At 40.3% G+C, this 14,051-nt stretch carries 10 protein-coding genes, 1 rRNA gene and 1 pseudogene; 2 read left to right on the top strand and 10 right to left on the bottom strand.

Translation table 11 applies throughout. The features are described 5' to 3' along the window. Nucleotides 1-168 precede the first annotated feature (168 nt). On the top strand, nucleotides 169-1,155 hold the full coding sequence (locus NSS66_RS20195; protein ID WP_076160486.1) for a LacI family DNA-binding transcriptional regulator: 987 nt from the start codon (nucleotides 169-171) through the stop codon (nucleotides 1,153-1,155). Between the two features lie 82 nt (nucleotides 1,156-1,237). Next, a complete protein-coding gene (locus tag NSS66_RS20190; RefSeq protein WP_076160489.1) occupies nucleotides 1,238-3,514 on the top strand; it encodes an alpha-galactosidase in 2,277 nt (758 codons plus the stop codon). A 122-nt stretch (nucleotides 3,515-3,636) separates the two neighbouring features. Here NSS66_RS20190 and NSS66_RS20185 read toward each other — a convergent pair. The 10 genes and pseudogenes from NSS66_RS20185 to NSS66_RS20140 all read right to left on the bottom strand — a co-directional run bounded on the left by NSS66_RS20185 (nucleotide 3,637) and on the right by NSS66_RS20140 (nucleotide 13,839). Then, a pseudogene (locus NSS66_RS20185) lies at nucleotides 3,637-4,102 on the bottom strand (GNAT family N-acetyltransferase). Then, a complete protein-coding gene (locus NSS66_RS20180; protein WP_076160492.1) occupies nucleotides 4,099-4,824 on the bottom strand; it encodes a YjjG family noncanonical pyrimidine nucleotidase in 726 nt (241 codons plus the stop codon). Before NSS66_RS20180 ends, NSS66_RS20185 begins: the two are co-directional and overlap by 4 nt. Before the next feature lie 515 nt (nucleotides 4,825-5,339). Beyond that, on the bottom strand, nucleotides 5,340-6,812 hold the full coding sequence (locus NSS66_RS20175) for a glycoside hydrolase family 1 protein (RefSeq protein ID WP_218638986.1): 1,473 nt from the start codon (nucleotides 6,810-6,812) through the stop codon (nucleotides 5,340-5,342). Between the two features lie 104 nt (nucleotides 6,813-6,916). Continuing rightward, a complete protein-coding gene (gene celB / locus NSS66_RS20170) occupies nucleotides 6,917-8,209 on the bottom strand; it encodes a PTS cellobiose transporter subunit IIC (protein WP_023988562.1) in 1,293 nt (430 codons plus the stop codon). Nucleotides 8,210-8,278: 69 nt separating this feature from the next. Further along, nucleotides 8,279-8,593 carry a PTS lactose/cellobiose transporter subunit IIA gene (locus tag NSS66_RS20165; protein ID WP_023988561.1) on the bottom strand — a complete coding sequence of 105 codons (315 nt, stop codon included), beginning with the start codon at nucleotides 8,591-8,593 and terminating at the stop codon, nucleotides 8,279-8,281. Between the two features lie 58 nt (nucleotides 8,594-8,651). Continuing rightward, on the bottom strand, nucleotides 8,652-8,969 hold the full coding sequence (locus tag NSS66_RS20160; protein WP_023988560.1) for a PTS sugar transporter subunit IIB: 318 nt from the start codon (nucleotides 8,967-8,969) through the stop codon (nucleotides 8,652-8,654). A gap of 133 nt (nucleotides 8,970-9,102) precedes the next feature. Continuing rightward, nucleotides 9,103-11,025: a BglG family transcription antiterminator gene (locus NSS66_RS20155; protein ID WP_256703700.1), complete on the bottom strand. Its 1,923-nt coding sequence runs from the start codon at nucleotides 11,023-11,025 to the stop codon at nucleotides 9,103-9,105. A gap of 319 nt (nucleotides 11,026-11,344) precedes the next feature. After that, on the bottom strand, nucleotides 11,345-12,196 hold the full coding sequence (locus NSS66_RS20150) for an alpha/beta fold hydrolase (protein ID WP_340959632.1): 852 nt from the start codon (nucleotides 12,194-12,196) through the stop codon (nucleotides 11,345-11,347). A gap of 277 nt (nucleotides 12,197-12,473) precedes the next feature. Beyond that, nucleotides 12,474-12,581, bottom strand: a 5S ribosomal RNA gene (gene rrf, locus NSS66_RS20145). Nucleotides 12,582-12,678: 97 nt separating this feature from the next. Beyond that, entirely contained in the window at nucleotides 12,679-13,839 is a 1,161-nt protein-coding gene (locus NSS66_RS20140) for a trans-sulfuration enzyme family protein (protein ID WP_076265433.1), read from the bottom strand. Nucleotides 13,840-14,051 lie beyond the last annotated feature (212 nt).

Here is a 14,051-nt window from a genome sequence, read left to right as displayed (position 1 = left end):
CTCCGTCATCAAGAGAATATTCATCATGTTAACACAAACAATCTCTACAGTAGTAGATCAAAAATAATGTTAAAAAAATTCAACCGTCCATCTTGAAAGTGCCAAAGAGATGTGTTAGGATTAAGTCGATTTTTAGTAAAATTATTAACTAAAAAGGTGTGAGCTCTTTTGGCAACCATTAAAGACATTGCCCGCGAAGCGGGTGTGTCTGCCGCAACCGTTTCAAGGGTTTTAAATAACGATCTGTCACTGTCCGTAAGCCCAGACACCAAAAGCAGAATTTTTTTGGTTGCCGAGCAACTCGGGTATAAGCCTACCCGGCTGAGGCAATTAAAGCAGAATACGGAACGTGCCGGGAAAACGGTCTCCCTCCTGCTGTGGTGTTCTATTGAGGAGGAAAGAGACGATCCGTATTACGCCTCGATCCGCCGTGGAATCGAACTGCGCTGTGAAGAGCTTGGACTGACGTTGGGCCAGACCTTGCGAGGCCGCTCATCCATTGGCACCCTGCAGAAGGCTGACGGTCTGATTGTTGTGGGCGGCGTTGATCCTGAAGAGGTATTAAAACTTCATCCTGACAAGAACACCATTGTCCTTGTCGACCAGTACCATGAACAGCTAGAGTATGATTCTGTACGACTTCATTTCCGGCAAGCTGTTGATCAGGCACTCGGACATCTACTTGAGCTTGGTCACCGACAAATCGGATTTATCGGCGGTAAGAGCGACGGTGAGCGAAGAGCGCATTATTTTGAACGATTCATGCGGGAACAGGGGTTGTACAATCCTCAATTCGTCCGTATAGGTGCCTGGAGTACCGCGGATGGTTATCTCATGATGAACGAACTTCTAACCCAACAGGAACGACCGACGGCCTGCTTCGCTGCAAGCGATCCGCTCGCCATTGGTGCCCTCCGCGCTCTTCATGGACATGGAGTCAAAGTACCAGAGGATATGGCTGTTGTCGGCTTCGACGACATTGAGATGGCAGCCTTCGTGCAGCCTCCACTAACTACTGTCCGTGCCTATCCTGAACAGATGGGAAAGGCTGCCGTGCAACTGCTCTCTGAACGGTTTGAGGGGCGTGAACCACCTGCGTACAGCGTGATCGGGACTAAGCTTGTCATTCGGGAGAGCTCATGCAAAAAAGGCTAACATCAGTACTTGAGAGTCTTATTGTCATTGATCAGTATCCTTACGTAAAACAATAATGATAACCCCCTAAGGAGTGAATATCATGAACATTCATGTTAACGAGACGCTTGGTTTGTTTCATTTGCAGTCCAAGGATTGCAGCTATATTATCCAGCTTGTAGAAGGATATCCCGCACATGTCTATTGGGGAGCTCAACTTCATCATGACCAAAGTCTCGCAAGTATATTGGAGCTTAGGGAGCGTTGCTCCTTCTCTCCCACTCCCGTTTCTTCCAGCCGTACAATTTCTTTGGACACGCTTCCACAGGAATACCCCCAGTATGGAACAAGCGACTTTCGTCAACCAGCTTACCAGGTTGCACTTGCGGACGGGACTCGGACTACGGAGCTGAAATATAGTGGTTACCGTATTGAACCGGGTAAACCAAAGCTCGAGGGACTTCCTTCCGTCTATACCGAATCGGATGATGAAGCCACAACCCTCTTTTTGATCCTTGAAGATCCATACTCTGGGCTTAAGACTACACTGCTCTATACTGTATTTGCGAATCACAGTGCCATTGCGAGGTCTACTCTTTTTGAACAAAAGGGAAGCGCTACCATGAATATTGAACACGCCATGAGCGCCTCTGTCGACTTCGCCGATTCCAACTACCAAGCTCTCTACTTACCTGGAGCCTGGGTTCGGGAAAGACATATCCAACGCCGCGATCTTGGACCCGGCTCCCTTCGGCTCGAGAGCCGAAGGGGTTCCAGCAGTCACCAAATGAATCCATTTCTGGCACTGCTTCGTCCTGATGCGACTGAAGATCGTGGGGATGTGTACGGTTTCAGTCTAATCTACAGCAGCAACTTCGTCGCACAGGCAGAAGTAGAGCAGTTCAACCAGACTCGTGTAAGTGTCGGAATCAATCCTTTTGACTTCTCCTGGCGGCTTGAGCCGGGTCAGTCATTCCAGACCCCTGAAGCCATATTGGTCTTTTCTGAAGAAGGTCTTGGGGGCATGTCACGCACCTATCACCGACTCTATCGCACACGTCTTTGCCGGGGGACTTACCGTGACAAAGAGCGTCCTATTCTCGTGAACAATTGGGAAGCCACGTATTTCGACTTCGACGCCGATAAAATCGAAGCGATTGCCAAGGAAGCAGGCCCCCTTGGAATTGAGCTCTTTGTTCTAGATGACGGTTGGTTTGGTAAGCGCGACAACGACGACAATTCGCTTGGGGACTGGTTTGAAGACCGTCGCAAGTTGCCTGGCGGCCTTGCCGACCTGGCCAAACGGGTTAATGAACAAGGATTACAGTTTGGCTTGTGGGTTGAGCCGGAAATGGTATCACCTGATAGTGAACTGTACCGCAACCATCCCGACTGGTGCCTACATGCGGAAGGTCGGCGGCGGACGGAAGGCCGATCCCAACTGGTGCTCGATCTTTCCCGCAAGGAAGTATGCGACTACTTGTACGAGACGCTTAGCTCCGTATTCTCGATCGCTCCGATTACTTATGTCAAGTGGGACATGAACCGTAATATGACGGAGATTGCTTCGGCTACAGCTCCTAGCGAACGACAAAAGGAAACTGCGCACCGTTATATGCTCGGACTTTACGATCTGTTGGAACGTCTGACCTCCCAGTTCCCGGACATCTTGTTCGAAAGCTGTTCCGGAGGCGGTGGACGATTCGATCCCGGAATGCTCTACTATATGCCGCAGACATGGACCAGTGACGATACTGATGCCATTGAAAGATTGGCTATCCAGTATGGCACAAGCATCGTGTATCCGGCCAGTACCATGGGCGCACACGTATCGAATGTACCGAATCACCAGGTGGGGCGAATCACCTCCCTCGCTATACGCGGCGACGTGGCAATGAGCGGGAATTTTGGCTACGAACTTGACCTAACTGCCTTTACAAATGAAGAAAAGGAGCTCGCTGCCAAACAAATCGCCCAGTATAAGGAAATTCGTTCCCTTGTACAGCAAGGAGATATGTATCGACTCCTTAGTCCATTTGAGGGCCGAGGCGACACGGCCTGGATGTTCGTTAGCGAGGACCAGTCCGAAGCTTTTGTCGCTTACTTCCGTGTACTAGCTGAACCGAATGGGCCCATCCGGCGACTAACTCTAAAAGGACTTGACCCAGATAAAAAGTATATAATCGAACACGGAGCGACGGGCAACACTGCAGTCCATACGGGTAATACCTTAGTGGAAGATGGCGGTTCCCCCTTCCGCGTAGCATTTGATGGCGAAATTTTCGGAGGTGACCGCCTCATGAGAATTGGGCTTGTTGTCTCCGATCTCACTGGAGATTTCGCCAGCTCTACCTTCCGCCTTAAAGCTGTCTCCTGCTAATCATGGACCAGCCAGTGACGATAAAAAAATTAAAACAAGGCAGGCCGATTTTCCGGCCTGCCTTGTTTTATAACTTTGGTCCTTGTAGATTAAAGACACACAAGAGATTACCAAGCAATTGATCATTTAATAGCATCCTTGACTTTGATTCTCCATATCATATGATCAGAGCCTGCTCCCCAATAATCTTTTAATAAATAATCAGGAGTTCCAAATTTCTTTCTCCATATTTTCTGCGCAATACGATATCTACTATCTGTAGTCAGGGTGAACAAGTACAGTTCCTACCTCGCACAAATTTTTAAATGTAGCATTGGTAGATTTACTTATTAGTTCACTTACTGGTCCATATTCAATAGAACCTATTATATGATTCCCATCTACAGCGATTAAGAAGTATCGTTGTTCACCGTGACTCTCAAAGTCACGTTCCAAATATACCCTCTTAGTCTCAATTTCCTCATCTATGTCTTCCAGCATATGACCAATGCCTTCTTTAGCAAACGTGTCTATAATCACAATTCTAAACAATTCATTTATCTTTTCGATGTCCTTAATTTCCGGCCTTCTGATTTCGACATTATTCATCTAATTTCAGCCGATGTACGATTCAGTACGAGACGCTTTGAAAGCACACGATTCGATAACTCCATCAGGCTTTTTATTTCATAAGTGGGTTGAATACCAGACGCGTTTGTTTTCCCAGCAGGGTTGAACCAGCAGGTATCGATTCCGTATTGGTTCCCTCCTTGAATATCCGAGGTCAAAGAATCACCGACCATGAGAACCTTACTTTTATCTGAAATGGCTAGCTTAGTAAATGCATAATCGAAAATACCAGCTTGTGGCTTTTGGCAACCCACTTCCTCTGAAATAATTACCTGCTCAAATACATCACGCAGCGGTGAAAGCTGAATTCTGGAGGTTTGCACCTCTTTGATTCCATTCGTAATGATCGCCAAACGACAATCAGACAGCATATCACATAATTCAACCGCTCCGTGCATCAAAAAAGCACCTTCACCCAAATAACGTAAATATGCTGCACTAAAGGCGTCTGGATTGAAATCTAGATCATGAATAGTAAATAATCGCTTAAACCGTTCCACACGCAGTTGCGCTGAGGTAATGTGTCCTTCCTCTGCCTCTCGCCACAACGCACTGTTGATTTCATCATAACTAGCTTTATACTCAGTGGCCCCTAGTGGCAATCCAAATTGGGTAAACGTATTATGTAGCGCATGACTCTCTGCCTTTTTAAAATCAAACAGCGTATCATCGACATCAAATAAAATAATTTCGTATTTCATAACGACCTCCGTATCATTGCTTTACTAAATTGTTCAGTTCTATGAGTCTTAGAGTTGTTTCTGATAGGGCATAAAAAACGGGAATTAGACTATCAATGTAACATGATCTCCCGGTTATTATACAGATCCTAGTTAAGCCGTCAAGTCACGACAACCAGGATGAAGTAATATTACCCAACAGTTTATTTACATTGTTTGTTTTATCAGATAAATCGAGATCGTATCTTTCTTCTAATATTTCGTCAATCTTGTTTATTGTTTATCATTTCTATATGTTTTTGATTTTCTGGCTGTCCTAATTGAAATTAAAAGATTACCGTTGGAACCTATGATAACAATATTTCGCTAAAGTTGGATATTGGTGACGAACATGAACTGATTGACGATTTGAGCTAGTGAGAAGCGCATGCGTTTTGCCAAGCCGCTGACATATCGATTTATAAAAAGAGGAGAATGCTTCCTCAAGCTGCCCCTGATGAGACAAGCCTATAGGTAACCATTCTCCTTTTAAAAATTTAGTCTAATTGTTCTCCATTCGTAGCAATAACATTTTTATACCAATAAAATGATTTTTTCTTTATGCGACGTTTTGTACCTCTGCCCATATCGTCCTGATCTACATAAATATATCCATAGCGTTTTGACATTTGATTAGTTCCGGCGCTAATCATATCGATACAGCCCCAGCTCGTGTAGCCAAATACATCTACACCATCTGCAATTGCTTCTTTTACTTGTTTAATATGTTCTTTTAAATAAGAAATACGATAATCATCCTCAATTTTATCGCCCTCCTCTAATACATCTAAAGCGCCATATCCATTTTCAGCAACAAATAATGGTTTTTGATAAAGATCATACAATTGGTTTAAAGCAGTTCGTAGGCCTTTAGGGTCAACCTGCCATCCCCAATCACTTGTTGGCAAATAAGGATTTTTAACTCCTCCTGTAAGTAGATTTCCTACCGCTCCTTCGATTCTTTCTGGATGTGCACTGACTGCGCTAGACATATAGTAGCTAAAGGACACGTAATCAACCGGATAATCTCTCATAATTTGTTCATCTTCGGGTTCTGTTTCCAGTACTACATTCTTTTCTGCAAGCATTTTAGCTGTGTAAGCAGGATAATAGCCTCTCGCCTGAACATCTGTAAAGAACAATGAGGTACGCTGTTTATCTACTGTAGCTTGAACATCATCTGGATCACAGCTATAAGGAACAAGTAACTGATAACTAACCATGCATCCTACCATTGCTTTAGGATTACTCTCTTTGCATGCTTTGGTTGCAAGAGCACTTGCTACAAATTGATGATGAGCGCCTTGAAATTTTGCTTGTTCAATATTAGGGTGATTTTCCTCAATAACCCCTAAACTTACATATGGGTGATGGGTCACACAGTTAATTTCATTAAAAGTCATCCAATATTTCACTTTGTTTTTATATCTGTCAAATACAGTTGAAGCAAAACGAACAAAGAAATCTATTAGTTTACGATTCACCCAGCCACCATACTTTGTTGAAAGATGTAGTGGCATTTCATAATGAGATAAAGAAACAACAGGCTCTATTCCATACTTATTCAGTTCATCAAAAACACGATCATAAAACGCCAATCCTTCCTCATTGGGTACTAACTCATCACCATTCGGAAAAATACGAGTCCAAGCAATTGACATGCGATAAGCTTTAAAGCCCATTTCTGCAAATAATGCGATATCTTCTTTATAATGATGATAAAAGTCTATCCCATGTCTTTTGGGATAATATTTTTTACTTGCAGGATCTTGAGCTTCTTCTATTTGCTTATGAGTCATTAAATGCCACTGATCTGACCATTGCTCTTTCGGCATCTTTTCATCAAACGTATATACATCAGCCAGAGAAAGTCCCTTGCCGCCAACATCACTTGCTCCTTCTAGTTGATTTGCAGCCGTTGCTCCACCCCACAAAAAATCTTCTGGAAATTTTGTTTTCATTTGAAACATGATAACCCTCCTATTAGTACATAGATCCTATGTCAACAAACTATTATTTTTATGAACAGAAATGCATTAAGAAACTCTAACAGGCTTTAATTGATGATCTCATCTTAGCTTGCAAGCGCCTTCTGTTCTTCTTTATATTTCTGATTGTCCATGATCTTAAAGAACGGGAAGTAAATAACAAAGGATACAGCAAACAAAATAAGCTGTAAGACGATCCCCGAGACACTGCCAGTCATCAGATATCCGCCTATAAGTATCGGCATTGTCCCAGGAGGCAACACACCAATGGGGCTCGCTACCCATCCATAATACATAGATAGATAGGTTATCAACACGCTAATAACTGGTGTTATAAGAAACGGAATCAAAATGATTGGGTTTAATACGATTGGCATACCGAAGATTAACGGTTCATTGATATTAAATAGTCCGGGTCCAATGGCTAGTCGTCCCATTTGCTTCAATTGTTTACTCTTAGAAAAGAAAAACATTGCGAGCACAAGACCAAGTGTTGCACCGGATCCACCGATAAAGATAAGATATCTAAATTCTGCCGTAACAATATTATCGACGGGTAATCCTGCTGCGTAGGCAGCTGCGTTCTCTGATGTCAACTGTAACCAGATAGGTAACATGACAGAACCTACAATTGTAGAACCATGTAACCCAATCGCCCATAACAAATTGATTAATAAGAATACAAAGATTGTACCAACTAGGCTTGTACCAACATTGGTTAAAGGTTGTTGTAGAAGTTTTGCGACGATAGTGTGAACGTTTTCAAAATGAGTAAAGTTTTCAACAAGTAAACGTATAACCCATACACTCACGATGACAATAAAACCTGGAATAATTGCTGTAAAGGATTTTGCAACAGTGGGCGGAACTCCATCTGGCATTTTGATAACAATATTCTTTTGAACGACCCTACGGTAAATTTCTGTCGAGAAAATTGCAATAAGCAATCCTACGAATAAGCCTTGACTCGAAAAGTAATTAACATTCATTGCTGTTGTGACCACTTTATCTACCGTAAAAGTTGTATTAGGCGTGACAACAAAATACGAACATAATGCTACAGCCCCTGAAGCAAGTGGGTCCACTTTATAACTCTCAGCTAGCCTATATCCGACAGCAAAGGTAGCAATTAATGCGACCAGATTAAATGTACCATTGTAAGGATAAAGTAAGGTTGCTTTGATATCTGGATGAGCTTTTAAGAAGTTTATATAAGCTGGAATTGGCAGATTTGCTAAGATTAGAAACACGGAACCGATAATAATAAATGGGATTGTTAGAACCATTGCATCGCGAAGTACTTGTAAATGCCGTTGACCAGCAATTTTGCCTGCAATTGGCATTACCTTTTCTTCTAAAAACTCAGTTATTTTACCCATAACATCGTGTCCTCTCCCGAAGATGTAATTTCTTGTAGCGATGCCACTTCTATTTGGCTTGAACAATCTCTATTTTGAACGCTTATATAGCTCGATCATTTCTGTAACAAGCAGTGAAATGGTTTCTACACTCATGAGTTGGTCTTCTGCATGCATTAATATCAGTGAGAAATCAAGTTGCTCTCCATTTGCTTCTCTTTTTACTAATGAAGAATGCGCTCTATGTCCTTCTCTAAAAAATTGCTTTGACTCTTCTAACTTTCCTTCTGCTAATTGAAATTCTCCTTCTTTTGCCGCATAAAGTGCCTCAATTACTAAGCTTTTAGCTGTACCTACGTTACTAATAATGTTAAACGCCACCGTATAGTATTCTTCTTTTACCATAACTTCTCCCCTCTTATCTTTTATTGTTTAGTAACAAATTCTTAATTCAAATCCTTTGTTATTTGCTTTTTATTAACTGTAATGCATCTTCTAACACTTTTTCACCGTTCATCATACCGTAATGTTGCATATTAATAGCTTCAATAAAAATATTTTTATCTGCCAATTTAGTTTCTAATTGCTTTTTCAAATATTTCACCTGAGGCCCTAATAATATGACGTCTACATTTCTCTCTTTCAAAGTAAATTCAATTTCAGAAGCCGATTTGGCAAAAATATCTACTTTTATGCCTTTTTCCTCAGCTGTTTTTTGCATTTTCGTTACTAATAAACTTGTACTCATTCCTGCTGCACATACTAACATAATTGTATTCATAATCTTTTCCCCCTTAAATTCCTTCATTTACTGAACAACTTAAGTTTACAATTAAATCGCTTTCTTTTTAACCGAACCTTTTTCCAAAAACAATAGGAAACGTTTGTGGTGTAAAAAACGGCTCCTTGTTGTTTCAGTTTAGTAACTGCATGATTTCTTCCACGGAGTCTTTGGCAAGAATTCGTTGGACGATCTCCTTATTCTCTATAAGCGAACCGAGTTTCTTATACATGTTTTCTAAATCGACATTGTTTCCTTCTTTAATGTTTAACAAACAAATCAACTGTACCATTTGCTTATCATTCCATCGAATTGGGCGTTTTAACGTACATATGGTCCAGAAAGTTTCTGTCGTAACGGGAAGAGTCGGATGTGGAATGGCTACTAGATTACCAAAACTTGTTGGAGCCAATGCCTCCCTTTCTAATACTAAAGATACATAATCATCAGGTACAAGACCTTGTTTAACCAACTTACTACTTAAAAAATGAATAACGCTTTCCTTTGTTGTTAATTCTTTTTTCACAAACACCCGGGATGGCTCAAGATAAGTATGAGCTTCTCTTTGCTGTTCTGAAGAGGATAAGAGGTTCCTGATTCGATTTAGATCCTTATCATCTAAAAAGGTATTTACTACATAGACGGGTATCCCTATATCCTCTTTGATCGGAACTGTACTGATTATAAAATCTATAGAGGATAAATCGGCTTCTGCTAATTTATAATAACTGATTGTATTTACAATTTGTAACTTATTTTCAAATAAATTAATTAATCGATAATACAGTAATTTTGCGCTTCCGACACCTGAAGCACATACAATAATCACTTTTTTTATCTTGTTGTTTTTATTTTTCATTCTTTCTAAAGCAACTCCAATGTGTAAAGCTATAAAAGCCACCTCATGTTCTCCAACTTCTAAATTCAAAAAATTGTTAATACACTTGCTGGCTATAAGAGCTCCTTCAAATGCCGCTGGATAATTTACTTTAATTTCATTTAATAAAGGGTTTCTAATGTTCATTTTGTACCTAAGTCTGTTCATTGCAGGCCTAATGTGAAGTGTGAGTGCTTGAATGAATTCAACGTCATGATTGAAATCCCAATTTAATTCTTTCTGTAATTTATTCAGAATACAACTCACAATGGATCCGACTTCATCCAACTTACTGTACTCTGACAAACTTTCTTTTGGAAGCAATTTAGTACCTACCAAATGGGTAATAACATAATTGATCTCCGAATCAGGAAATAGCAATCCTGTAATGTCTTCTATTTCTTTGACAATTTCATGGGCCACTATTTCTTCGAAAGGGTAGTCTTTTTGTAAATATACCGACGGATTATCAATTAAAAATCCCTCTTCGATTCTCTTACAAGCAATAATTAAATGAATAGCAAGGTTTTCTAAAGAAATATCTGATATTTCAATTTTGTATTTGTTTACTTTTTCGATTATTACTTCTTTAATTTTCTTGTATTCCTTTTTATCAAATAAAGGAAAGTCCTCATGAGATTGATTGAAGTTTTCTTCTCTTTTGTATAAATAATTTGATAAACATGTTCGTTTCATAAATTCATCACCCTCTATATACAAGCCGTAGTGGGGGCGATTTACTAAATTCAGGTTGTACTTTTCCAGTATTTTTCGCACTTCTTTTAAATCGTTTTGTATTGTAGATTTAGATACAAACATTTCTTCTTCAATAGTCACTAATTTTATATAGCTATTTTCTAACAAGAAACGGCTCAACAAATAAATAACTCGGTTATCTTGTTCAGAAAAGTCAATTGTAGAATGACTGAGTTTATCATTAGTTAAGTCATTGAAATTTTGATTAAACAAATCTTTATCGGTAATTTTTATGTCGTATCCTTTTCCCCTAATCAATTCTAAATTTAGACCCATTGGAGCAGACTTAATTTGTATATATTTCAAATCATTACGTATGGTTCGATCACTAACATTTAATTCTTTAGAAATCCATGCAGCAGTAACAGGATGATTAGAACTAATTAAGTATAAGAGTATTTCTTTTTGCCGTTTTGAAAACAATCTTATCCCTCTTTCTTTAAACTTACTTATTAAATTTAAGTCATGGAAATGACAGACGGAGTGTCATTTAGAATTCACAGTATTACTAATTTTATTCTCTGTCAAACAAACTCACCGAACATGGCAGTGACATCCGAAGAAAACACTCGATATAAGCTCTGTTTGGGCGCAGCATGAAGTCAATTGCTAATGACCTTATTAAACGTGATTACAAGTTTCGTCAACTCCATGTTATACGCCCTTCCTAAGCTCAGTTATGATCTTTGTTAACATCAAAAAAGTCGACTCCTTATTAAATAGGAATCGACCGTTTAAAATCCTAGTGATCTTCATTAATCCATTTGGCTAATGTTTGATCAAAATAATGTGGTTCTTCAAACATCGGGTTATGCCCACTATGTTCAAAAATCACCTTTTTCACGTTCTCGTAGGTGTCATCGACCCTATCCCATAATGAAACAGGTGCAACCCAATAATCATACCTTCCCAAACCAATAAATACGGGTTTATGGATATCCGCCAGGGATTGTATCAAATTCATGTTACCGAAAGCTTCCCCCCATAAATAATCAATGATAGGCATGTTCGTGTACACATCATTCCACGTGTAAGCCGCATCATAGGCATAATCATAAAAGCTTTGGGCTCCCATTCGTATACACATGTGAACAAACCTTCTATCAGGGTCTCTTTTGATATCTTCCTCTAATAAAACAATGTCCTTTTCAAAACGTTCCTTTCTTTCTGGACTGGCCGTTTCATAAAAGAATGAAGCGCTTTGCCGCTGTCTTTCCTGGCTGTTCGTAGGTGCTGAATTTAAAAGCACCACTTTTTGAACATAGTCCGGGTATTGTTTAGCATATTCCAAAGCCATAAAGGCATGCCCGGAATGTCCTAATATGATAAATTCGTTTAGATGAAGGCATTGTCTTGCTGTTTCTATATCATTAATAACTTTATCCAAAGTATAGTCTTCTGGTTTTAAAGCTCGAGTCGGTTTTGCAAACCCTCTATGATCCAGAAAAATAAACTGAAACTTTTTATATAAATGGTCTGAAAATAAGCGAGGATAATATACACTACTGCCGATCACCAATATCGGCCTTCCGTTACCTGTTATAGCATATTTCAGCTCAAATCCATCACTAATAACTGTTTGATAAGTGCTCATTTATAATCTCCTTTTCTTTTTTAAATCACTCCCTTTCCTTTGTGTAATTCCCTTGTATTCTCCATAGAACGTTCCAACACTTCAACTCACCTCAGAAAGTACATTTATTTTTATGAGAAAAGTTTAACATGTTTTTTTCAAAAACAAAACTGGTTTACTCTTGTCTTACTTGTCTTTACTTATGGGATTCATACTTCATTTTTGACAAGCACATCTTTTTGGAAACAAAAAAACCGCGATAATCGCGTTTTTTTATGTAGAGGTCATACTTTTATTTGCTTGGCGACGTCCTACTCTCCCAGGACCCTGCGGTCCAAGTACCATCGGCGCTGGAGGGCTTGTTTGGGATGGGTACGTGTGGAACCCCTCCGCTATCGCCACCAAACATGAATTTACATCGTAAATTCTTCCGTATGGTTATTCGGTTCATCACTTATCGTGAGCTGCTTTCGCTTTTTTAGATAAAATACTGAAATGTTCGCTTAGCTTAAAGCTGTAGCCAAATCCTGTATCAAAAGTTCAGCAGGCTCATGCCCTACAGCCAGGCGGATAAGCGATTCAGGCATGTGTTGTTTTTTTAGACTCTGCTTATTGAAGCCGTAGTTTGGTGAGATCACCTGGCTCTCCATAGACCCCCAAGATACACCGATCCGGATCAGTCGCAGTTTATTGATCACTCTACATATATCCTCATAAGTCGAATCCTTTAGTTCAAAACTGAATAATCCAGCATACCCTTTGAGCTGTCTACATACCAGCTTATGTTGTGGATGAGAAGGAAGTCCGGGATGATTCACTTTGGAAATGGACGGATGATCTGATAGAAAACGAGCAACCAACAGAGCATTCCTTTGATGGGCTTCCATACGGAGCGGGAGTGTTCTTAGACCCCGAATGAGTAGCCAGGCTTCAAAAGGAGCTAACGAGCCGCCAATCAACTCATACTCTTCAGCATACATACGGTTTATTATCTCTTTAGAAGCGATCACTGCCCCTGCAATTAAATCATTATGACCACCCAAGTACTTGGATGCGGAGTGAACAACGATATCTACGCCCCATTCCAATGGTTTTTGGAAAAGGGGTGTAGCCCATGAATTATCTATGATTGTACGTATACCCTTTGCTTTGGAAAGCGAAGTTACCTCCTGAATATTTACCATATCGAATGTGAATGAGGTAGGAGACTCCATAAGAATAGCACGGGTCTGCGATTTGATGGCATCAGCAACTGCTTCCGTAGAAGTCGAATGTACGATTGTATAGTCTATATGGAACCTCTTTAAATATTGGGCTAGGCTGACGGAGGTTTCATATATGTGTCCGACCAGAATCAGATGGTCCCCTGCGGATAAGCTACACATTAGAGAGGCACTGATAGCAGCCATTCCGCAAGCAAAGCACTTGCAATCCGCCCCACCTTCCAGCGCAGCAATCATTTGCTCTGCAATCTGAACGGTAGGATTGGTTCCCCTCGAATAGACATAATGCTCCTTTTCATTATTAGCCGCTTCAGCATAATCTTCGTAAGTATCAAAGAAAAATGGAGCAGTCTCATAAATAGGAGGAGCAGCAGCCTTAGCAAAATACCCTAGTTCGTCCTCAAATCGGAGACAGATAAGCTGATCATCCGAGAAACTCAAACCTGATCACCACTTTCTAAAAAATTTCAAACCTATAAGAGGTAGTCTCCTCAATCCGGGACTCAAATATTCTATACGTCAAACTCTTCTAGACCCTATGCTGGTTGATTTGCGAAATTCGGATAATTATGAGGCTTCCAAATGTCTTTCACTAAATATCCAATTCATAAAAATAGCGTATATTTTTGGGGTGCAGGGCAAAGATATGCTTT

The organism is Paenibacillus sp. FSL R10-2748, from assembly GCF_038005565.1.
In the GTDB taxonomy this organism is placed as follows: domain Bacteria; phylum Bacillota; class Bacilli; order Paenibacillales; family Paenibacillaceae; genus Paenibacillus; species Paenibacillus polymyxa_B.
The sequence above is the reverse complement of the archived record's forward strand: the minus strand, read 5'-3'. Positions and strand labels throughout refer to the sequence as shown.

Excerpts from the sequence above, each read along its gene's own strand:
- NSS66_RS20190 (WP_076160489.1), top strand. The coding sequence starts at position 1,238 with ATGAACATTCATGTTAACGAGACGCTTGGTTTGTTTCATTTGCAGTCC.
- NSS66_RS20180 (WP_076160492.1), bottom strand. The coding sequence starts at position 4,824 with ATGAAATACGAAATTATTTTATTTGATGTCGATGATACGCTGTTTGAT.
- NSS66_RS20175 (WP_218638986.1), bottom strand. The coding sequence starts at position 6,812 with ATGTTTCAAATGAAAACAAAATTTCCAGAAGATTTTTTGTGGGGTGGA.
- celB (WP_023988562.1), bottom strand. The coding sequence starts at position 8,209 with ATGGGTAAAATAACTGAGTTTTTAGAAGAAAAGGTAATGCCAATTGCA.
- NSS66_RS20165 (WP_023988561.1), bottom strand. The coding sequence starts at position 8,593 with ATGGTAAAAGAAGAATACTATACGGTGGCGTTTAACATTATTAGTAAC.
- NSS66_RS20160 (WP_023988560.1), bottom strand. The coding sequence starts at position 8,969 with ATGAATACAATTATGTTAGTATGTGCAGCAGGAATGAGTACAAGTTTA.
- NSS66_RS20150 (WP_340959632.1), bottom strand. The coding sequence starts at position 12,196 with ATGAGCACTTATCAAACAGTTATTAGTGATGGATTTGAGCTGAAATAT.